The organism is Sphingobium sp. B11D3A (assembly GCF_025961695.1).
GTDB lineage: Bacteria > Pseudomonadota > Alphaproteobacteria > Sphingomonadales > Sphingomonadaceae > Sphingobium.
This window is the reverse complement of the sequence record NZ_JAOQOE010000002.1, coordinates 39,549-63,009: the sequence shown is the minus strand read 5'-3', so window position 1 is coordinate 63,009 and position 23,461 is coordinate 39,549. Positions and strand designations below refer to the sequence as shown.

8 protein-coding genes are annotated in these 23,461 nt (G+C 58.6%); 2 read left to right on the top strand and 6 right to left on the bottom strand.

Annotation, left to right across the window (positions count from 1 at the left end):
* Positions 1-206 precede the first annotated feature (206 nt).
* From M2332_RS16400 to M2332_RS16380, 5 genes are all read right to left on the bottom strand, one after another.
* A complete protein-coding gene (locus M2332_RS16400; RefSeq protein WP_264575023.1) occupies positions 207-1,178 on the bottom strand; it encodes a helix-turn-helix domain-containing protein in 972 nt (323 codons plus the stop codon).
* A complete protein-coding gene (locus M2332_RS16395; RefSeq protein WP_264575067.1) occupies positions 1,175-15,034 on the bottom strand; it encodes a YDG domain-containing protein in 13,860 nt (4,619 codons plus the stop codon). The genes M2332_RS16400 and M2332_RS16395 overlap by 4 nt, the downstream gene beginning before the upstream one ends.
* A 270-nt stretch (positions 15,035-15,304) precedes the next feature.
* Complete coding sequence (locus M2332_RS16390) at positions 15,305-16,096, bottom strand: SapC family protein (RefSeq protein ID WP_264575022.1); 792 nt, start codon at positions 16,094-16,096, stop codon at positions 15,305-15,307.
* A 30-nt stretch (positions 16,097-16,126) separates the two neighbouring features.
* Positions 16,127-17,878, bottom strand: coding sequence for a ShlB/FhaC/HecB family hemolysin secretion/activation protein (locus M2332_RS16385; RefSeq protein ID WP_264575021.1), 1,752 nt, complete (start codon positions 17,876-17,878; stop codon positions 16,127-16,129).
* 56 nt (positions 17,879-17,934) lie between these two features.
* Positions 17,935-19,269, bottom strand: coding sequence for an EAL domain-containing protein (locus M2332_RS16380; protein ID WP_264575020.1), 1,335 nt, complete (start codon positions 19,267-19,269; stop codon positions 17,935-17,937).
* Between the two features lie 139 nt (positions 19,270-19,408).
* On the opposite strand from M2332_RS16380, the gene M2332_RS16375 reads away from it, so the two are divergent.
* Positions 19,409-19,996 (top strand): site-specific integrase, encoded by a 588-nt coding sequence (locus M2332_RS16375; RefSeq protein ID WP_319801500.1) that lies wholly within the window; start codon positions 19,409-19,411, stop codon positions 19,994-19,996.
* 558 nt (positions 19,997-20,554) lie between these two features.
* On the opposite strand, the gene M2332_RS16370 is transcribed toward M2332_RS16375, so the two are convergent.
* Positions 20,555-21,241, bottom strand: a complete 687-nt coding sequence (locus tag M2332_RS16370; RefSeq protein WP_264575019.1) for a response regulator transcription factor — start codon at positions 21,239-21,241, stop codon at positions 20,555-20,557.
* Positions 21,242-21,539: 298 nt separating this feature from the next.
* Here M2332_RS16370 and M2332_RS16365 point away from each other — a divergent pair, with 298 nt between their 5' ends.
* Positions 21,540-23,456, top strand: a complete 1,917-nt coding sequence (locus tag M2332_RS16365; protein ID WP_264575018.1) for a sensor histidine kinase — start codon at positions 21,540-21,542, stop codon at positions 23,454-23,456.
* Positions 23,457-23,461 lie beyond the last annotated feature (5 nt).

Genomic DNA, 23,461 nt, shown 5'->3' with positions numbered 1-23,461 from the left:
TTATCGACTCGGAAAGTCCAAATTATAAGTTCAATAACCGGCGCAAACGCGCGCAATGCGTGGTGGCTGTTCTTACGAAGCGGTCACATGACTATGCGCTTGTACACATAATAATAATATTAAATGGAGCGCCGACTGGTTATGAGGCGTTACAATCAGAGACGTTTGAAAGCACGGAAAGGTCCGCGGGAATGCTTTAAGGCCGCTTAAAGGCTGGGGCGTGAGCCACTCGCGTCGTCGGGCTTACGAGAGTACTTTCGCGACGACCGGCCTCTCCTGCCCTCCCCATCCCCAGCCCGACCCCATCGAACAGAGAATGTCAGCGAGGCTGACAGGGCGAAAGTCGCCGCCTCCTGGGACATACAGTATCCCCTGCCATACGATGAAGAAATAGCTCTGGGATACCCCAACTCGGCGAAGAATCCTCTGATTCTGTGCATTAAAACTTTAAGGGAACCCTTGGACGTGCGAACATTTTCCAAAATTTCTTCGCAAGAGACATATTCGCCCTGACGGGATGCAAGCAATAAAACAAGTCGGTCCGACTTCGAGATCGATAGATCAGCAATATTCTCGCCGGGCCTTTCGGACTTAATGAAATTTTCTAAACTTCTATTATAATCCATTTGATCAATAATATCGCCGCAAAGCTCAAAACAATTACCATCTCCCTCGAGATTATTATTGTTGTTTTCGGGTAAAATCTGGCCATTATCACGTTCGAGAATTTTGTTAACCTTTTCGAGCAGCTCACGGGTGAACAAATAGCCTTGTCCTGAAATCGTGATGAGGCCATTTGGAACACCCCAGCGAGTGAGCGCCTGCCGGATATCGAAGATGTAGATCCTCAGGCCGCTGATTGTCGTGTCAAGCTCGGCAATTAGCGTATCGTGTGAGAACAATTGGTCAGGCTGTCTGGCAACATGATGCAACAGCAAACCCGACTTAGGAAAGCGCAAGCGCAGGCGCCTTCTGATATCCAAAGGTGAAAATTCTCTCGATGGTCCTTCAATGGTTTTGTTGGCATCCTGTTGGGCAAGGCGATGCAATGCCTCTGCAATGTCAATATAGGCGGCCGCGTCGGCATCCGTACCGCGCGATGCGAGCTCCCGAAGTCGCATCGCCAGGTTGAAGAGCGCTCCATTTTCTGGAGCCGCCTGGTTTTGAAAAGCCATCATTTCTGAATGAACCGAAGGTTCGGAGCCACGACGCGATTGGCCCAGTAGGGCATATTCGGTCCTTGGACGGTCGGCCGGCAATTGAGGAGCTCACCCTCAATCCCACATTTCAAATCCTGCAGTCCCCTTTCGTCTTCCGGTCGTTGGACCGTGCCATCAACGGTAGGATCTGCGGTCCCGTCGCCATTCCCATAGTTCAGTTGGACCGACAGGGGCTTTCGACCAGGCAGATTATTTGCTCCACCCGGACCGAAGACAATTCCTGCATCGAAACCATTCGCGCCTGAGGGCGGGTTGGTTGCTACGATTGTGTTGTTTGGCGCGGTACCTTGCGAGCCGGTATGCGCGTGGTGGTGAGCCTGTTCAACGATCGGCGGTGTGATGGGTCCCCGTCCACCATTATCGCCGCCAGTGCCCCCTCCTGATTGATTGGAGAGGATTGTAAATGTCGCGGGACTCACGCTTACGGCATAATTGGATCCCGCAGAAAGCGAGCCCTGGCCGATCGCATAACGGCCGATCGTTTCGCCCGCCGCACGCGACGCGCTTCCGCTCATCACGTCACCGCTGACCAGACCCTGACCTTCGATCACGAAGGAAAGAACGGGGTCGGTCGCACCCTGGATCTTGCTCGCGTCCAACAGCCGAATTGTGATCTGACGCGGCGTGATTGTTCCGGCAACCGGGTCGGCGAGGGTGACAACATAGTTATTGCCGCCATTGCCGTCACCCACGATCCAGTTTGTTACCTGCAGGCGCCGTCCGCCTGCATTCACACTGTCAAAGGCTTGGGACGCGGTCAGGGCGTCGCCCACCTTCAGGCCGGAGACCTGAACCGTGCCGGATGACTGGATCGTGCCGTCATAGGTCTTGCTGTCCTGACGGGCGGTCAGCAGCAGGTTGGCCTTCGAAATCGAGGCTGTCCCGTTCGCGAAGGGCGCCGCGACATAATTGGTCGCATCCGCGCCTGCCAGGGTCAGGCCGGAGATCAGCACCAGCTTGCCGGTGCCGGCGTTACGGTCGATGAAGGCAAACTGGCCACCGCTTGCAACGACATTGTCCCCGGCGATCACATTGCCGAGCGCTCCGATGGAACCGGTCGCGCTGGTGGTGCCGTCGTAGACCTTGTCGTTGACCAGCGCGCCAACCGTCAGTGCGCGGGGCGTGATGATGCCGCTGACCGGTGAGGCCAGCGTCACGATGTAGTTGTTGCCCCCATTGCCGTCATGCACCGTATAGCCATTCACCTGAAGCTGGTGCGTGCCAGCGTTCCAATCGCTGAAGACCTGGGTTGCGGTGACGCCATCGCCGCCGACCAGACCCGATGCCTGGACCAGACCGCTCGAACTTGTAGTCCGGTCGTAAGTCTTGGTATCGGCCACCGCACTCAGCGTCAGCGCAGCGCGCGTAATGTCGGCGCTGCCTGCCGCGACAGAATTGAGCAGATAGTTGCCAGCATCCTGGCCACCAAGGGCAACGCCGTTGACCGACACAGTCTTGTCGATCCCGGCGTTGCGATCTGCAAAGCTCAAGCTGCCATTGCTCAGGTCGATCCAGACATCATCCCCGCTCACGAGGTTGGAGAAGGCGGAGAATGAGCCGGTTGCCGTGGTCGTTCCGTCATAACTCTTGTCGTTCGCGGTAAAGACGGTGCTGAGGAAGCGCTGGGTGATCGTGCCTGTGCCATTGACGAGGGTCACGTCATAATTGCCGCCCCCATTACCATCCTGGACCGAGACATTCCCCACCGTCAGTAGTCGGCTGCCCGCGTTCCTGCTGTCGAAATACTGCAGCGCGCTCACTTGGTCACCGGCGGCGAGGCCAGACACCTGAACCGCACCGGTCGACCCGCTCGTGCCGTCATAGACCTTCACGTCGGACGATGCCGTAAGCACAAGATGGGCTTTGGTGATGTTTGCGGTCGTATCGGCTATCGCATCCAGAACGTAGTTCGCAGCGTCGTTTCCAGCCAAGCCTGCACCCGCCACGCTGACTGTCTTGCCCTGCCCGACATTCCGGTCAGAGAAGCTGAGCGTTGCGCCGCTAATGGTCACATCATCGCCGAAAACAAGGTTAGACAACGGGTCGAACGTGCCAGTTGCCAGCAGACCGCCGTCGTACACCTTGTCATTGGCATGGGCCGTGGTCGTAAGGACGCGCTGCGCGATTGTACCATCCGCCGCAGAACCGATGCTGACGATGTAATTGGAACCGAGATTCCCATCGTCGATCACATAGTTACCACGCACCTGTACGGTACGCGCGCCGGCATTTTTGCTGTCGAAAGCCTGCTCGACATTAATGCTGTCTCCGGTCATCAGACCGCCAACGAGGACTGCCGCGGAGGAGATGTCGTTGCCGTCATAGGTCTTGCCGTCAGCAACTGCCGTCAATGTCAGAGTGGCGCGTCCCACATCAGCGATGCCGATGGCGCCATCCTGTTCAAGAACATAGTTGCCAAGCCCATTGTTTATGAGCCCATAACCACCGAGCGTCACAAGCTTGCCGCTCCCCGCGTTTCGGTCTGCCAGAACGCCGGAGACGCCGGACATGTCGAGGGTAACTCCATCGAGGGCCAGCAAGTCGCGTGTCAGGCTGTCGTCATCCGCCATCGAGAGCGTTATCGTCCCGAGCTGACTGGTAGAGAGCCCCGTCAATCCGTCGTACGTCTTGCTGCCCTTGCCCGATGCCGTGATCTTGACGGTACGCGCATTGATCATGCCGATAGCGCCCGACGCATAATTGCGATCCAGAACATAATTTGAAGCATCTGCCCCTGCGAGAATGACACCGCTCACCGTGACGAGTTTGCCCGCGCCTGCGTTCCGGTTGTCATACTCCGCGCTGGTGGCGCTCACGGTGAGATCATCACCAGCAATCACGCCAGCGAGGTTGACCGGTTGGAGCGTCGCTGTGGTGGTTCCATCGTAGATCTTGACGACCTCACCTGCGAGATCCCCTGACAGATGCCGCTGGAATATCTCCCCGACCGCGTTGTTGAGCGTAACGGCATAGTTGTTACCGTTGTTACCATCATCGACGAGCCAGGCAGTGGGTACCAACACCCGCATACCCGCATTCTTTGAGTCGAATGATTGGACTGCAGTCGCGCTATCGCTTCCGAACAAGCCGGTAATCTGGACCTGCCCCGACGAGTTCTTCGTACCATCATAGGTTCTGCTGTCTGCAACAGCGGTGAGGATGAGTTCGGCCCGGGAGATGTTGGCTGTGCCATTGGCGATATTGCTCAGCTGGTAGTTAGCCGCGTCAGCCCCGCCTAGACCCAGGTTCGACACCAACACGGTCTTGCCGTTGCCAGCATGGCGATCGAGGAATGATAGCACGCCTTCGCTGTCGTCAAGGACGACAATGTCTCCGGAGATCACCCCGTTCAGGCCCGAAAAGCTGCCGGTCGCGCTGGTAGTGCCATCGTACGTCTTGTTGTTGACGGTCGCGACGGCATTTAACACCTTCCTTGTGATAAGCCCCGATGCCGTATCGCCGATCGTGACGGTGTAATTGCCCCCGCCATTGCCGTCGAAGACGGTGTAGTCGCCATCCACGGACAGAACATGCGCACCTGCATTGAAGCCGTCATAGGACTGCGTTGCGATGACGGTGTCGCCGCTGATCAGCCCGACGGCCTGAACGTCACCGTTCGAACTGGTCGTGCGATCATATTCCTTGTCGGCGCTCACCGCATTGAGGACCAGAGAGGCCTTGTAGATATCCGCTGTGCCGTTGGCGATCGAAGCAAGCGTGTAATTCGCCGCATCGGTGCCCTGTAGCACATAGCCGCTTGCCACCACGGCCTTGCCGGTGCCGGCGTTGCGGTCGAAGAAGGCCAGCGACCCGTTGGTGCCATCCAGCGTCACAAAATCGCCAAGGATGACGCCATTGAGATTGGCGAAGGTACCGGTCGCGGTGGTCGTGCCGTCATAGGTTTTGTTATTGACCGTCGCGGTCGCCGTGATGGTCTTGGGCGTGATCGTGCCAGCCGTGGCCGATCCAAGCGTCACATTGTAGTTGCCACCCCCATTGCCGTCGCTGACGACCCAGCCCGCATTGACCTGGAGCGCCCGAACGCCGGCGTTGCGGCCATCGAAGGATTGTGTGGCGGTGACGCTGTCACCGCTGAACAGACCGCTCGCCACGACCGTGCCGGTCGACGTGGTCGTCCCGTCGTAGGTCTTGGTGTCCGCCCCGGCGGTGAGGACGAGATTGGCCTTGAAAATGTCGGCTGTGTCGTCGGCCACGGACTCCAAGATATAGTTGGCCGCATCGGCACCCGTCAGCCCTGCATTCGTCACGCTGACGATCTTGCTGCTGCCCGCATTGCGGTCGGCAAAGGTCAGAGTGCCGGTGGCGCCGACGCTGTCTCCATCCACCAGATTGGTGAGCGCAGCGAAGCTGCCGGTGGCCGACCTGGTCCCATCATAGGTCTTGTCGTTCGCGATCACGCTCGTGCTCGTCGATCGGCGATCGATGACGCCTGCGGCGTCGACCAGCGTGACGAGGTAGTTCGCGCCTAAATTGCCATCGTCCACCACATAGCCGTTCTGGACCTTGAGCAGACGGTTTCCGGCATTGCGGCTGTCAAATGCCTGCGTCGCCGTGACCTGGTCGTCGCCCACGAGACCAGTCACCTGGACCACGCCTTGGGAGCCGGTGGTACCATCATAGACTCTCCCGTCCGTCACGGCGGTCAGAGTCAAAGCAGCACGATCCACGTTGGCGAGGCCCAGAGTGGTCGATGAGGACAGGACAAAGTTCCCCAAAGCATCGCCATCGAGCGTGTAGCCACTCAGCGTTACGCTCTTGCTTGTCCCCGCATTCCGGTCAGCCAATATGCCCGTCATACCCGAAGCATCGAGACTGACACCGTCGGCAAGCAGCAGGTCTCTGGTGTCGTTATCGACAATCAGCAGGCCGAGAGTTCCCAACTGCCCGGACGTCAGCACGGTCGTGCCGTCATACGTCTTGTGACCGCTGCCTGTCGCGCTGACGACCACCCGGCGTGCCTCGATCGTGCCGACATAGGCCGAAGCATTGGTGTCGAGCAGATCATAGTTCGCCGCATCGGCACCGCTCAGCTGGATGCCCGAGACAGTGACCAGCTTGCCGGTCCCGGCGTTCTTGTCGGCGTAGTTTGCGCTGGTGGCGGTAACCGTCACGGCGTCGCCTGCGACGATGTCGACAAGGTTGCTGGGCAGCAGCGTCGCTGTCGTGGTTCCGTCATACTGCTTGGTGACAGTCCCGGTCAGCGTCGCGCTGATGGCCTTTTTGTCGATCCATCCTGCCGCATTGTTGCGCACAACGGTGTAGTTGGACCCGTTATTGCCGTCATCGATGGTCCAGCTGTCCACGCTGATCGTTCGGCTTCCGGCGTTCTTGCTGTCGAATGCCTGGGTCGCGGTCACGCTGTCGTTCGCGATCAAGCCGCTCCACGTCACAACGCCGGTGGACGCGACCTTGCCGTCATAGGTTTTGCTATCAGCGACCGCGTTGAGCGTGAGCGTGGCGCGGGATACGTCGGCCAGCGCCAGAGCGGAGGTCGACTTGAGCGTGTAATTACCCAAACCGTTGTTATCGAGCGCGAAGCCAGTGAGGGTCACACCCTTGCCGTCACCGGCATTGCGATCGGCCAACGTGCCGACAAGTCCCGTTTGGCCGAGCGATACGCTATCGGCGGCCAGCATAGACTGGGTCACGCTGTCACCATTGGCGAGCGTGAACACGAAGTCCCCGAACTGCGCAGCCGTCAGCAGCGTGGTACCGTCATAGGTCTTGGCGCCGCGGCCCGTCACCGTGATTTCCAGTTCCCGCGCCGTGATCGTGCCGATGTCCGCCGATGCGGAGGTCGCGTTCAGCACGTAGTTGCCAGCGTCGACACCCGTGAGTTGCATTCCGGAGACCGTGACAGTCTTGCCCGTACCGACATTGACGTTGTCGAAATTGGCGCCGGAGGTGGTCACGACGAGATCATCGCCTGCGACAACGCCCGCAATGTTCACCGGCAGCAGCGTTGCTGCTGTGGTGCGATCGTAGGTCTTGGTGACAGTCCCGGTCAGCGTCCCATCGAGTTGCTTCTGCGCGATGGAGCCGGTCGCAGCGTTACCAAGAACCACGGTGTAGTTGCCGCCGCCATTGCCATCCTCGATCGTCCAGCCATCAACCTGCAGCGTGCGACTGCCCGCGTTCTTGGTATCGAAGGCTTGGGTCGCCGTAATGCTGTCGCCGGCTATGAGCCCGCTGTTCAGTACGGCTCCATTGGACCCCCGCGTGCCGTCATAGGTGCGACTGTCCGACACGGCGGTCAGCGTGAGCGTCGCCTTGTTGATCGCCGCCGTTCCGTTAGCAATGTCGCTGAGCGCATAGTTCGCCGCGTCCGCACCGCCAAGGTTCACACCGTTGACGGTCACGGTTTTGCCGACACCGGCATTGCGATCGTAAAAGGCCAGCGTGGCGCCATTGCTGTCGAGGGTGACATCTTCACCGGCAATAACGTTGATAAGCCCAGTGAAGCTGCCCGTTGCACTTGCTGTGCCATCATAAGTCTTGTCGTTGATCGTGGCAGAGGCCTGGAGAATGCGCTTCGTGATCGCGCCACTCGCCGCCGCGCCATAGCTAACGTTGTAATTGTTGCCGCCGTTTCCATCGAACACCGTGTAGGCGCCGACCTGGATCAGATGTCCCCCGGCATTCTTGCCGTCAAAATATTGAGTGGCGGTGAAGCCGTCCCCACCCACGAGGCCATTGGCCTGCACGGCTCCGGTGGACAGAGTCGTCCCGTCATACTGGCGGGTGTCGCTCACGGCCGTCAGCGTCAGATTGGCACGGCTGATCGTTGCGGTACTGTTGGCAATGCTATCGAGCGTGTAGTTCGCAGCATCGGCGCCGGTCAGGAGATAGCCGGAGGCAACAACCGTTTTGTTGAGACCTGCGTTGCGATCGTAGAATGCGAGGCTGCCGCCGCTCCCGTCGATCGAGACCATATCCCCGGTAATGAGATTACCCAGGCTTGAAAGCGTACCGGTGGCGATGGTCGTTCCGTCGTACGTCTTGTTGGCAACCGTCGCCGTGGCGGTGAGCACCCGCTTGGCGATCGTCCCCACTGCCAGCGCGCCGATGGAAACATTGTAATTGTTGCCACCGTTGCCGTCATTGACGACCCAGCCGTTCTCAACCTGGAGGTTATGTGCGCCCGCCGTATAACCGTCGAAAGCCTGCGTCGCGGTGAAACTGTCTCCGGTCGCAAGGCCGACACCCTGGACAAGAGCCGCCGAGGTTGTCGTGCGATCATAGGTCTTGGTATCGGAGACCGCAGTGAGGACAAGGTTGGCCTTGGTGATGGTGGCAGTGCTGTTCGCAAGCGGATCGAGAATATAATTGCCTGCGTCCGCGCCCGTCAGGCCTGCTGACGAGATGGTCACCGTCTTGTTAGTGCCGACATTCTTGTCGGCGAAGGCGAATGTGGCGTTAGCCGCCACGGCATCGCCCGCAATCACGTTGCTCAGCGGATCGAAGGTGCCTGTTGCGACGGTCGTCCCATCGTACATCTTGTCGTCGACATGCACGACCGTACTGACGGTCCGCTTTGAAATGGTGCCGGCGGTATTGACCCGCGTAACATCGTAATTCCCACCGCTGTTGCCATCGTTGATGACATAGCCGTTCTGCACCTGCAGCATGCGACTGCCAGCATTGCGGCTGTCGAACGCTTGGGAGGCAGTGAAGGTATCGCCCGAGACGAGCCCGGTGGCTGAGACGACGCCAGTCGATAGGACGGTACCGTCGTAAATCTTGCTATCGCTCCCTGCAGTTAGGGTGAGGGCAGCTTTAGCAACGTCAGCCAGGCCATTGGTCGTCGTCGAGGCGAGCACGTAATTGCCGAGCAAATTGTTGGTGAGGACATAGCCTGTCACCAGCATCGCCTTTCCCGTCCCGGCATTGCGATCGGCGAGCGTGGCTGTCACGGCGCTGGTATCCAGGCCGATGCCATCGGCCGCCAGCAAGGTTTGGGTCGCTGGATTGCCCGAGGCGAGCGTGAAGCCGATTCCGGCATATTGCGCCGGCGTGAGGCTGGTGGTGCCGTCATAGACCTTCGCACCCTTGCCGGTAATTCCGATCACGACCGCGCGGGCCGTGATCGTTCCGACATTTCCCGAAGCCGAAGTGCTCGTGAGATTATAGTTGCTCGCATCCCCGCCCGACAGGCTCAGGCCACTGACCGTGACCAGCTTGTTCGTCCCGGCGTTGACGTCGGCATAATTGGCGGCTGTTGCCGAAATCGTCACCGCATCGCCGGCGACGATACCGGCGAGATTTGCAGGAAGAAGGGTGGCGGTGGTCGTCCCATCATAAACCTTGCTGACCGGCGAAATCAGCGTCGCCGTCAGGTCCTTCCGCGCGATCGTGCCGATTGCGCCGGTCGCGCTGCTGACGATGGTGTAGTTCGCTGCATCGGCGCCGGTGAGATTAAGGCCGTAGGCCGTGACATTCTTGCCGGTGCCGGCATTCTTGTCGGCATAAATGCCCAGCAGGCCAGCTCCCAGCGCCACTGTGTCGCCGGAAACTACGCCCGTCAGATTGACGTTGGACGCGCTAAAACCGGAGGTCAGAATGTTGCCATCATAGGCTTTGGTGACCGATCCGACGAGCGTTGCGCCAAGCTGTTTTGCCAGAATCACGCCCAAATTGGCCGTCGCAGTCCCGTTCACGGTGTAGTTGCCGGCATCGGCGCCGGTGAGACTAAGCCCCGTTACCGTGACCTTGTGACCAGTGCCGGCATTGCGGTTGTCGTAGAGACCTGTGGCAGGGAACAGGAGTTGCACATTGTCTCCGGCTGCCAGATTGGCGAGCGCGAAGTTGTTCGTCCCGAGAGCAGCTGTGGTGTTGCCGTCGTAGATCTTGCTGATTTCTCCCGTCAGACTTGCGGTGAGGTCACGAGCGGTGATCGCCCCCATGTTGGCGCTCAGCGTGGCAGTCGAAAGCGAATAACCGTACACCCGCGTCGCGCCATTCTTCACAACCGTCGCAAGATCCTCGACGGTCACTTGCTTCCCGGTGCCAATGTTCTTCGTGTTGTAATTTCCGACGCCGTAAACAGTCGCGGTATCGCCATTCAGCAGGCCGGTGACGATGTAATTCGTTTGCGCGAGGTTAGCGACGGTGGTTCCATCGTAGATCTTGCTCGTAGACCCCGTGAGAGAAATGGTTAGCTGCGGGGCAAAGGAATAAAGTAGGCCGTTGCCCGTTCCGAGGGGCTTGGTCGTTCCATAATAAGCCGAATATTGAAGGAAATTGCTCGTTAGTCCCCCGGTGTTATCGAGCGATGGAGACTGGGACCAGACGAGCCAGCGGTCGCCCGCAGCGTTGAGCGCGGAGGCACCGGCATTGTTGATGAACTTTGTTCCGGTCGCCAGTTGCAAAGCGCCCACTGTGTCTGAGCCGCTCGTCGTCACGGTCGCGCCCCCACTCAACGTGAGATCCCCTTCGGACCGAATTGCGAGTGTCCCCGCCGAAATCGGCCCGTTGAGCGACAGCGCGCCGCCGGTGTTGAGCGAGAGATTGCCCGAGACGGTCATCGGACCTACGCTGGTGATCGAATTGCCCGCGCGGGTCAGAATGATGTTGCCGGCCGCACCCGACACTTTGTTCGTCACGATATCAACGGTTTGGGTCACGGTGGCCGAACCCACGAAGCTCAGGCCTTTCGTCGCCGTCAGCGGCTGCGAGCTGGTCCCCGAGCTGAGCGTGATCGCGCTGCTCGATCCAAAGGCAAGCGGCGCATTGAAGGTTTCCGCGCCGATGGGGACGGCGAAAGAGAGGGCGCCGCCATCAGCCGCACCGAACTGCACCGCTCCGTAATTGGCGTAGCGCATGGTATTTGATGCGATTACCGCAGCAAGAACGTCTGAATTGACGATCATGCTCCCCCCCGCCAACGGGGCAAGGGTCACCCGCCCAGTGGTTTGCGGCAGCAAAGCGCCACCCGCGCCATTGAGAAACAGCTTGCTTCCGCGCAGGGTAATGTCGCCGCTCATCGCCGCGCCACCGAGCAACGCGGCGCCGCTGCCGCCCTGATAGAGGCCGTAGGTAGCCGAAGGCCCGCCAATCCCAGTGATGGAGAGACTGCCGCTGGTCAGCTTCGCCAGCGTCGAACTGCTGGTTCCGTTGAGATACACACCATAATTGGCGGTGCCAGATCCGCTGCCGCCCGTCCCAGTAATCGACAGGCTGCCGCCAACCAGATCGATCACCGAATTGGTGCTGCCCGAACTGCTTGTCAGCAACACGCCATAATTGGTGCCCGAGCCGCTGCTGCCTGTGCCTGTGATCGTCACATTGCCACCGCCCGAGGCGCTGACCAGAGCGGCGGTGCCGGTGCTCGCGAGACTCACACCATAGGTGTTCGCGGCACTCCCTGCCGTTCCGACGATGGTGATCGATCCGGTGCCGGCTGTGGAAACGACGGTGCCATTATTGATCCATACGCCATGGTTGCCGCCAGTGTTGCCCGCAATCGCACCGCGAATGGTGAGCGATCCCGCGCCGGAGAGAACTTTGGTGCTCGCACCCGCTCCGGAGATCGAAACGCCGTAACTCGTGCCAGCCGAACCCGCCACACCGGCTATGAAGACATTGCCGCCATTACTGCTGATTGTGCCATTCATGCCGACGCCGCCGCCAGTGCTCGAGCTTTGCGCAGCGCCATAGGCAGTGACCGCGCCAGACCCCGTCGCCCCCAAGGTTCGACCAGATCCGACGATGAGGCCATATCCTGACGACGCGCCGCCCAGACCATAAACGCGAAGATTGCCCTGGTTCGTGGTCAGCGATCCATTGACGAGCGACAATCCATCGTTGGTGCTGTTTTGTGCCAGTGCTCGAATTTCAATGTCACCGGCACCGGTGTTGATAGCGGCTCCGGAATTAAGGACCACGCCGGCACCGGTGGCCGTAAGCTCGTTCACATAAGCGCTGTAAGCCAGCGTCGGATCGAGGACGGAGCCGAGCGCAGCCGAGCCGCCGCGGATGATGAGATTGCCGCCCTGCGTCGTGATCGCCTTGTCGACTGTCACCGTACCCGACCCGCCCGCCGAGCGCGCGTTCAGCGTCACGTCGAACTTGCCGGCCCCGGCCTGCGCGGCGATGGCGCCCGACGCTACGTTGATGTTGCCGCCGGCCAGAATATCAAGCTTGCTGGCCCCCGTCGCCGCGGCCATTTTTGTGATCGACGCGAGATTGATGGTGCTTTTGGTGTCAATCAGGATATCCGATGAACCATATTGCGTGATAGCACCGGTAGAGACTGACAGCCCTGTCAGCGAAATCTTGCCGCTGGAAGCATTCTGAGTAATCGAGCCAGTGCTTATGGAATAGGCGGCAGTAGAATTAAGTAAAATGTCGCCTGCTGCGGCTACTTGGCCGGTCGACAAGACGGATATTCCACCCGCATTTACCGCTATTCCAGAACTACTCACTATACTGTCAAAGTTAGCGCTGGCAAGCGATAATGTATTAACTTGAACTCCACCGGCCGTGAGGTTTGAAACAGTCATTCCTGCCATTTCGGCTTTAAATAACCCGGTCGTCGTGATATTTGTGGAACCGATCGCGAGGTACCCTGACCCGATCACTTCGACACCGCCACTCCCGACAGAAAGATTTTGGGACGCACCCACCGTATTCCAGACCCACGGCGAGGTATGTCCGTTAATAATCAACTTTTTCGAACTGAAATTGACGAATGCAGTCGATCCGTTTGTTATGCTATATAAGCCTGTCACAGGAGACATATTCGCATCCAGCATGACAACGCTATTTGGGCTTACAATTGAAGCGCCATTAATGTATATGCCCGTGTTGTAAGACTCTATTCCAGATCCACTCAGATTTATATTTCCGCCGGCAGAGCTTATCGTTCCGCTGAGGATAAGCGTCGCGTTCGAGCCACCGCCGCCACCCTCCCCGGAAGCATTCAACATAATGTCCCCAGAATCGGTGGTCAAAGCAGTCGCCAATATTCCGCCAGAAGAATACCAGTTGCTTGTAACGCCAGAAACATGTCCAGTGAGACTGATCTTACCAGAACCCGTCGTCGTAAGAGGGGATGCTTGCCTAATACCGTAATGATCATTGAAAGACGTATTGGTGTAGGAAAATCCGCGCATGACGATGTCGCCACCTTGGGCATTAATCGCGCTGTTTAAGGTAATTCCGGACGCAAAATACCCGACCGAAGAAAATGCAGCACCTACCCCGCCACCGATCGTAACATTGCCCCCGCCGGTCGTGATAGCGCCGTTAATGACCACATTTCCTACAAAACCGTCCTTATCAGCTGTGGAATCCTGACGGCTATTCAGCACTAAGTTGAGCTTGCCGCTCGTGGACGAAATGCTTGCGCCGACCAGAATATCGGTTGTCGCCCGCAAGGTAAGCGTCGCATCTGATCCACCAGACTTGGTGATTGCAGAGGAAACGGTAATCTTGCCGGCCCCACCAAAACCGCTTGCCGTGCTGATCACGACGTCGCTGCCCGAAGAAAGCGTGGAACTGATCGAAGCCGCGCTGACCGTGGCGGTCCCCGCGCTCGGCGTGAATGTTCCACCCGCGTAGCTGCCGCCCGAGGTGCCGCTGGTGATCGTGATATCAGTGGGATCGAGCAGCCACTCTCCGCCCTTCCCGGCGCCGCCCACCGCATTCACATTACCCAAGGCCTGGAGATTTTCCTTCGACGAGGTCTCCACCCGCCCGCCATCGGTCGCGCCGCTGGCGTTAATCGTGCCGAGGAAATTGGTGTAAGCGTCCGACCACAGCACAGCCTTGCCGCCCGCGCCGGCCGAGCCGGATACGTCGATCACGGCGTTGGGCGCCATCACCACGGCGTTGGCGCGCTGGAGGTCGTGCGCGGCGAGGCGCAGGCTGGCATCCTGCCCGCCCTGCCAGTCACCGCCGACGAGCACGAGGCCGCCCCTGGTGCCCGATGCGTCCAGCTTGGCGCCCTGATCGAGCAGGATGTTGTTGCCGGTCACCTCGATGGTGCCGCCGCTGCCGTCCGCCTTCCGGGCGGTGAGGGTGCTGTCGACCGTCACTTCGCCGCTGCCGCCGGCGGTGAGGAAGATGCGCCCGCCTTGCGCGGACACACCTCGGGCGTCGATCGCGCCGCTCGTGCCGGCCAGAGCATAGATATTGCCATGCTGCGCGCGCAGCTCCGCCTCGGCAGCCTTGAGCTGACCGGCATTGGTGACGGACGTGCCGGCGCCGCCGACGACGACGGAGAACTTGCCCTGATTGTCCGCCTGATCGCGCAGCATGACCTGATAGCCGGCGAGCAGGCCGACGGTGCCGTTCTCCGCCTCGATGGCGCCTTGATTGTCGACCTTCGCCGCGACCAGCACGACATCGCCGCCCAGGCTGCCGATCTTGCCATAGTTGACAATCGAGGCCTCGCTCGCGCCGGCAAGGGTGAGGTTACCACCGGCCAGGAAGCTCTCGTTGCTCATGTCCTGCGTGGAGCCGACGAACCGGCCGCCCACATCGATGCGGCCTTCCTTGCCGATGACGATGCCATTGCGGTTGATGAGATAGGCCGATCCGGTCGCCTGCAGCAGCCCGTCGATGCTCGAAATGCTGTTGCCGGTCACCCGGTTGAGCGTGGCGCCGCTGCCGTTATCGATCGCGACCGTGCCGCCCATGCCGATCGAGAAGGTGTTCCACTCGATGATGGCCTTGTCGGTCGTCTGGCGGATGTCCGTGCGTGGTCCGCTGTTGCTGATCGTCGCCGCGCCGGAGACGACCGTACCGCCCGAGGGCAAGGTCTGCGCATGGGCGGCGAGGGGCACGAACATGCACAGCGAAAGCCCGAACAACGGGCGGCGCATGATCACGGAGGTACGACGAAGGGAAGAACGAGCGGTCATCTTCTGGTTCCAATCTGTGCACTCCCTCCGGCACGTTGATATGCCCCCCGGAGGAATTTGCCGGTCTTCAGCCTGGCGCCTTCGCAGCCGGCCATTGTTGAACTTGCATTCCATGGTGTCGCAGGAGGGAGAGCGGCCGGCGTGGGAGGACCGGCCGCTCTCCGCCGGACGGTCGACACGCGCCGTCCGGCAGGGAAATCATGCGGCTGCCGCCTCGGGCGTCGCCTCCGCCTTGCGCCGCGCGCGACGGGCGATGAGGTCATCCCAGCGGCGCAGCGACACGAGGTGCATGTCGATCATCGCGGTCGCGCCCCGCTTCACCAGATCGGCGATCTTGTAGTTCTGGAGCTCGCGCAGCTTTTCCTCGGACACGCCGAAATAGTCGGCCAGGTGCTCACGCCGTTCACCGGTCTGGAAGATGGTGTTCTTCACCTCGAACAGGCCGCAGGCTTCAACAGTGTTGATGAACTCCTGCGTGCTACGGCGCTCCGCCTCGAACTCCTCGAGGAATCTGACGGCGTTCTTGGTGAAGGCGGTCTGCTCGCCATCCTCGAACAGGGCTCCACCCCGGGCGCCGTCCCCGTTGTCCTTGTCCGACGTGACAAAGCCCTTTGCCGCGCGATCGATGCACACGACGAGCTGGTCGCCCTCGCCCTGCGCCAGCGTGAACGGGTAGCGGCGCAGATAGGCCGGGATGTAGACATTGGGCTCGAACTGACCGTCCTTCACGAACAGGTTCTGCCCCTGTTGCAGCCCCATCACCGCCAGCGGCGTGCGCTCTGCCCCCGCGAAGACGATCGGATAGTGCAGCATCGCCTGCGGAAACTCGCCCACCAGCAAGGGCACCAGATGCAGGCTCTGCGCATTACCGAAATCGTGCAGCGTGTTGTCGTAGCGCAGATCGGCATGCACCGCCGAATTGAGCGCTTCAGGCCGATCGTAGAGAAGCTGCGAGCCGGTCAGTTCGATGTTGTTTTGAGCGTTCGTCATGCGCGTGTCCTTCGCGGTCAATTGCTGTGATCAGAATGTGGCGGTCACGCGGGCCTGGAGGCGCCAGTCGCCCGCCTGGGTGCCGAGGCCATCCTTCAGTGCCCAGGCGGAATTCACGCCTGCGTTGATGTTCCGGCCGATCCGGTACTCGGTGCCCACGCCTGCTGAGACGATGGTCGAGCTGCGCGACGCCGCAATGTCGCGGCCGCGACCGGCATCGACGAATACGTAGGGCGATACGAGATCGGCGAACTTTCCAGTGCGGCCGATCAGCGAGAAGGGCGGCAAGCGTAACTCGTTGCGCATCACCATGCCGCGATCAAAGCTGCCGTCGTCCGACATATAGCCGCGCACGAGCCCCTCGCCCCCAAGGCCGATCTGGGTCGGCAGCGGCAGGGGCTTGCGGCTGTATTGCGCAGAAAGCTGGTTCGCGATCGCGAAATTGCCGGGCAAACGGAATGCCGTCGAAAGATCGAGCGTGCCATAGGCATATTCATTCGAGGTGACCCGGCCATTGCTGATCTCCTCCAGTCGCCGGGATGAGCCACGCTTGCTGACACCGCCCGGATTGACGTGAAGGTTGACGCCCAGCACGGCCTGTCGCCCATTGCCGAGCCAGCCTTTCGAATAGCCGGCGGTCAGCTGCCAGATATCGGCTGTGTCGGAGAGCGCGGTCAGTTCCCCGAAGAATACCTTGCGGCTCTGGCGCTTGAACTCCACGCCGGCGACGACGTCGCCCGCCCCGTCCGGCAGCCCGAGATTAGACAAGGCGGAGCGATAGGCGATCGACGCTTCGCTGGTGCGCTGACGCACCGAGAAGTCCCTGTTGATCGCCTGATTGGTCAGCGCATCGCTGAGCGTTACTTCCACATTCTGGCGCGAGACGATGGGCACGTAGATGCGCGCGCCCTGGGCCACATAGCGGGGCTCTTTGGCGAGCACCTGGCCGTCATCGTACCAGAAGTCCTTGCTGCCGGTGAGCTGGTAGGACGCATAGGCGCCATCGATGAACGGCAGGCGGCTCATGATGCCGACGAAGAAGCGATGGATGCCGGTGGATGTGGAGCCGCCATTGCTCCAGCCTCCATAGACCCGCACCGGCTTGTCATGGCGGACGGACAAGGTGAGGTCCGTCTTGCCCGTTTGCCCCTCGGAAGGAGAGAAGCGAGCCGCAATCTCCGTGAACGGATTTCGGTTCAGCCAGTCGAGGTCTTCGGCAAGGCGGTGGGTGTCGATGGTCCCTCCGCTCTCCAGCCGCACCCCATTTTCCACCGCCCGAGCGGCCGCGCCGTCCACGCCCTGGACGTCGATCTGTCCGGCGCGGAATTCCGAGACGCGGATCTGGAGAACACCGCTCGTGATTTCCTGCTCGGGGGTGGACAGCGACACGAACGGACGTCCATGCGCACGCGCCTCCCGCGCAATACGCGCCTGAATATCGCCGATGAGCTTGCGCGAAATCGGCTGACCGATGAACGCGTTGAGCGCGGCAACAAGCGCCGGATCGTCGAGCATCGGCACGCGCGCAGCGTTCACCCCGCCGCCTTCCGGCACATCCGTCACCACGGCATCATCGTTGCCCAGCAGAACCACGCCGCGCAGCGTCGCCCCAAGCGGGGTATCGTCCTCGCTCCCCGACGCGATCTCCGGAGACACGACCGTTCCGCCCGACGGCGCTACAGCGGGTGGCAGATTGCGCTCGACGGCGGTCTGGGCCAACAAGATGGTCGGCGCGACCAAGGCCAGCGCAGTCGCGCAGAAAAGCAGCGTGGAACGAGACATCACATACTCTGAATTTGACGGAATGGAGAGGCCGGCATCAGGCTTGCGCCCGGTGGTCAGATGGCCCGCAAAAGGTCGCCCTGACCAAAACCGCCTCTCGCGGAGACCGGCGGCATCAGAGGGGTCGTGGGCATTTGCCGGCCGATGAGGCAGCGCGAGGGTTGGCCGAAATGATAGCCCTGCCCCCAGATCGCGCCCGCATCGCGCGCCACAGCCGCCGCCGCTTCATGCTCGATACCTTCGACCACCACCACGGCAGCATAGCTCCCCGCCAAGCCCACCAGATATTTGAAGGCGGCATGATCCTGAGCGGAATCGCCGCTTGCGGCACGGCGGAGAAACAGCGCATCGATTTTCACGATGTCGGGCTGCAGCGCGGCAATGTACCGGAATGCCGCGTGACCCACCCCGAAGTCATCGATGGCGATCCGACAGCCCAGCCGGCGAAAGTGATCGACGAAATCTACCGCCAGAGAGATCCCTGGGAATGACGCGCTTTCGGTGATTTCGAGCACCAACCGCTGAGCAAGCGTTCGGTCGCTTTGGAGGCGGGAAATGATCTCCGCCCACCATCCATCCAGCAGGACGCTTTGCGCCGAGATATTGCAGCCCAGAGTCAGCGAGGGATCCCGCTCCAGCCGGCTCAGTGTCTGGCTGACATTGTAGGCATCGAGAACTCTGACCAACCCAAGACGTTCTAGCGCGGGAATGAACGAAGATGGCAGACACATCTGGCCATTACTGTCTACAAGCCGCGTCAATCCCTCCCAGTAGAGAACCTCGTCCTCATCAGCCGAGCGATCGAGCGACGCGACTGGTTGCCACAAAAGAGCAAGGCCACCGTTCGCGGCCAGCTCGACCGCTAGCACCGCAGCAGCCATATCTCGGCGATACTGCGCGACGGCTTGCCGGTCGCGGCTCAGATCAGGAATGTCGGGCTGACGCGTGAAGGCGAGACGACGGGCAGCGTCGAGAACCTCATCGGCATCGTCCTCGCTTTCGATATCTCTTGCGATCGTCACCAGGCAAGGAATGACTTCCTGATTTTGATCGGCAAAGAAGCGGCCGCGCAGGCGGCGCTCGACTTCGTGAGCGAGAACAAGATCGTTCGCGCCGACGCAATCCAGCTTTTCACGAAAACCATCCGCATCGGCGATGACCATTTCCAGGTCTTCGCCACTCCAGGCCGCCGCACCCAAAACGTCCGCCATTGCGGCGGCCTTCGACGCGAGATCGACCCGAAGCCGTTGAGCGACAGGCTCGCCATAAGCGAGCGCGATGGCCGACATATTGACCAGCCGCACGACCACGACGAGCTCACACGCTTTCGCAAGCGCATGAACAGCGACGCTCTCTGAAGCGGCTGCAAAGCTATGGTCTACCTGTCCCACTCACGTTCTCCGAATCGAAGACGCCATCGCCTCCGACGCAACCGAATACAGCAAAGTGTTTCAAGTGGCGGATTTCAGCCGTTTTTAAGCGCTGATTTGGAGCTCTCTGGTGGCGTGTCAAGCATCTGGGAGCACGAGAATGTTTAACCTGATTATGGGCCAGGACGGCCGGAGGAAATATTTAACTGACCGCGAGCGTGACGCAATTTTGACCCACGCGTCCACCGCAGACGAAGCCGTTTACACCTTTTGCTCTGTCCTTGCGGCAACAGGATGCAGAATATCTGAGGCGCTCACACTGAGGATGCGTAATATAGACATTGAGTCTCAATCCATAATTATTGAGTGTCTAAAAAAACGACGAAGAGGAATTTATCGAGCTGTCCCGGTCCCAAGCGATCTAATCAGTCTTCTTGTTAAAGTTCATAATGTATCTTCCAATAGTGATGTTCGCTTATGGCCATGGTCACGAATGACAGCGTGGAGAAAAATAAATGGTCTAATGGACACAGCCGGAATTAAAGGCCTTCAAGCCACCCCGAAAGGTTTCAGGCATGGCTTTGGCGTAACAGCAATAGAATCCGGCGTACCACTGAATATGGTGCAGAAGTGGCTCGGTCATTCAGATCTTAGAACGACTGCCATATACACCTCTGCCATAGGTCGAGAAGAGCTAAGCATCGCAGAAAGAATGTGGCGGAAGAACCAATTATTCAATAAAATTTGAACCAATATTTCTATACGTCAAAGATTTAGCACACGCACAACCGCGCCTCCGTTCTCGGTTAGGTTACCGAGATGGAGCGCAGGTGCGACGAACTGTTAACGAAGCTATTGCCAACTGTTACACTTTGCTGTATAATGTAACAATAAATATCATTATAAATCATATACTTAACCCTGCGACCTTATTGTTAGCTTTTTTTGCGATGCGTCAATCGAATGTCGCTAGCGCTGGATTGTAGAACGCAAGATTAACACGCGACGACGGGGCGCTTTTAGCCGATTTGCGGCGTTCAAGTCGTTCGCCCCCCGACAATCCATTTTGCAACGCAGCAAAGGCCTTTTATGCGCTAAACAGGGAAAAGCGCAACCAACGCGTTTTGCCGAGGCTTCGATGGTCGAGGTAATACGTTCGACGCTACGGAATTGACGCTCTCACGATTAGCTATCTCTGTAGGTTCGGATAAAGCCACAGTTCTCATAAGTTAATCGAATGGATGGGAGCCGTCGTCTTCTCTACCCTTGATTATCTAACAGTTGTTGCAGTCATTCGTGAGGTTTTTTATGTGATCTGAAGCGGAGCCGCAAATCGGAATCCTACTGAGTGGATCGCGTGGAGAGGTAGCACCACTTCTGCCGCGTGCACCTTTTGGCGTAAACGCCGAAGGACCGCGTCAAGACTGCGGCTTTCAGGATTAAGACGATCATAACCCATCAGTTCTGTAAGTGCCACACGAGTAATAATGGCTCCTTGGCCTGCCTCAGCAAAGTATTGAAGAAGCATAATTTCTCGTCCTGTTAGCGAAAACGACCTGCCTGAAGGTGCGATCAACAGGCCACGAGTCATATCGAGCCACCAGCAAGCTAAATGCCCGGGTTGCGTAGAAACCGTAGAGCGCGCTCCACCAGAAACCCGCCGAGCTAAGTTCTGGATAGCGAGAAACAATTCCTCGCCTTCCACCGGTTTAGTTAGGTAGAGATCGGCGCCGGCCGCATAGCCCTCTATGCGATCATTTCCTTCCGCCCGAGCTGTGAGGAAGATGATCCCACACCCCTCCTTGGTCGCAATTTCTCGCGCTAACTCAAATCCACTTGCATCGGGCAGGTTGACGTCGAGAATGGCAACATCGAAGGCCGAGGACCGCAGCGCTCGATAGAAGCCTATGCCGGACATCGCTTCGGTTATGTCCAGCCCTCGCGCATTCAGATAGTCCGCTAAGGTGACGCGAAGATCCTGATCGTCCTCCACAAGCAGGACGCGGAGAGGCGCCGATATGGGGGGAGTAGGTTTGATGGGCGGCATAAAAGAACCTGTCTACGTAACAGCGCGAACGCATAGGTGGAGAACGTATTCCAGTAGGTTCTCCGCCCAGCCAAAGAAAGGGGGCCGCGACGGGCGCCCCGCATGCGTCGCAATGGCTTGCGTGCTCCTCATCTTCTGGGCGCTGGCGTCGTCGGCGGCCGTATCTCGTGCGTCTGGCAGGGCTGAAAGGGTAGATTTGATACTACCCAGGGTACTGAACGGGGTCATAGATCTAAATCATCACATGGACCAGCTTCTCGATCCAAGTCGAAAAGTTACCCTCCCCCAAATCCTCTCCGGACAGGCGGGGAGATTCTCCGCCAGTGATGGAGATGGCATCAATTTGGGTTACCGCCGTATGGCTGTCTGGACGAAACTGTCCATAGAAAACCCTCATGACAGACAAGATCTTATCTTATCGATTAATCCATCTTTCACTGATGTCGTCGACATTTATTATGCTGATAAAAAGACATCACTTAACTATAACTCGTTTTTGTCATTTAGAGTTGGCGACCACAGACCTATTCCTAAAGACCGTTTATCGAATTTATCATACGGAATTCCAATTTCGATCAATAAAGGTCAGTCAATTGTTGTATTTATCCGAGCAGAAAGCATAGATTCTTCGTTAAACCTGTCAGTGACCCTATACCCTAAGAGGGATCACGTATATAATACTGCTAAATCCGCCATACTTGTGGGAGCCTGGTTCGGCGGTATGTTTATATTGCTCGCTATTCAACTTGTATTTTTCTTCTTTAGGAGACAGACATCATATATCCTTATATCTCTATCAACGCTCGGCCTAATATTAGTATACACAGGAAACATGGGCGTTTCTCATTTAATAATTTTTCCTAGAGGAGGAACAGGAAATGATGTTTTCATGGGAATGTCGCTATGGTTTGGAATGATGGTGTCTTCTCTATCAGCACGAAGAATACTCCGTATGCCAGAAAGTTACCCGGTCTGTTCTAAGTTTTTTGAGGCAGGCGTCTTATTCGCTGTAATTGGAATGCTTTTCGCACTGTCTCATAGGACAATTGACTTCTCTGGCCCCGGCCAACTCGTAATATTGGCATTCGCATGGTTAGCTACAGCTATTAGCGTGCATTCCGCATATCGTGGCGGCAGCCAAGAGCGGCTGAATGCTGCCGCCTACATCATTCTTCATCTCGGCCTGCTTGCAACAATCGCCCAACGTGTCGCCATTCTTTCTCTGCCCAATTGGGCTGCACATGGCTACGCGATCTCCAGCCTGGTCTTCACCTTGTTACTTACGACCGGTCTCGTGGTTCAACTCCGGGCGGCAGAAGTTGCGAACCGGGAGATGGAGCGGCAAGCTTTGGCGGATGCCAAAGCATCGGAACAGCGCGCGATGGCATTGGTAGAAGACCGCACGCGCCAGCTCGCCGAAGCAAAAGCAATTGCCGAAGACGCCCTGCGTGCTGAACTGCATTCTCAGGAGCAGCAAGTCAAATTCATGGAAGTGATATCCCACCAGTATCGAACGCCCCTGGCGACCATTCGGTCTAATGTGGATGGGCTTGAACTCGGGCTGCCTCCCGGCGACAGTCTCGATCGGCAAAGAATAATCAGAATTCGCAGAGGTATTTCTCGTTTGGTTGAAACTCTTGAAATCAACCTTGCCCGAAGCCGACTGCAAGGAAACGCGTTTCAGCCGAGACTTCATCCGGCAATGTTGGGCGGTTTGGTAGCGAGGGCAGGCAATCACGCAAGGGACCTTGCGCAAGGCGCGCGCATCGAGATCGACATCGCCCCACAAGCATGGGCGGTTAAGGCCCTTATTGACGCCGATATGATTTCAATTGCAATCCTGAACCTTTTGGAAAATGCGGTTAAATATTCCTGCCAACCACAAAGAGGCCCCATTACTTTACGTTGTCAGGAGGAAGCGTCTCACATCATCATTAGCGTTACGGATTGCGGCATTGGCATTCCGGCCCCTGCTCTCCCTGACATTCTGGCCCGGTCGACGCGCGCTGCTAATGCTGCCCATATCGAGGGGAGCGGCATTGGCCTCTCTCTAGTCTCCCGTATCGTCGATAAATTTAACGGCACCCTGAAGATCGACAGCGTGGAAGGCATCGGTACCACCGTTACCATTAGTTTGCCCACCGTGGACGAGCAGATCTGAGCGGC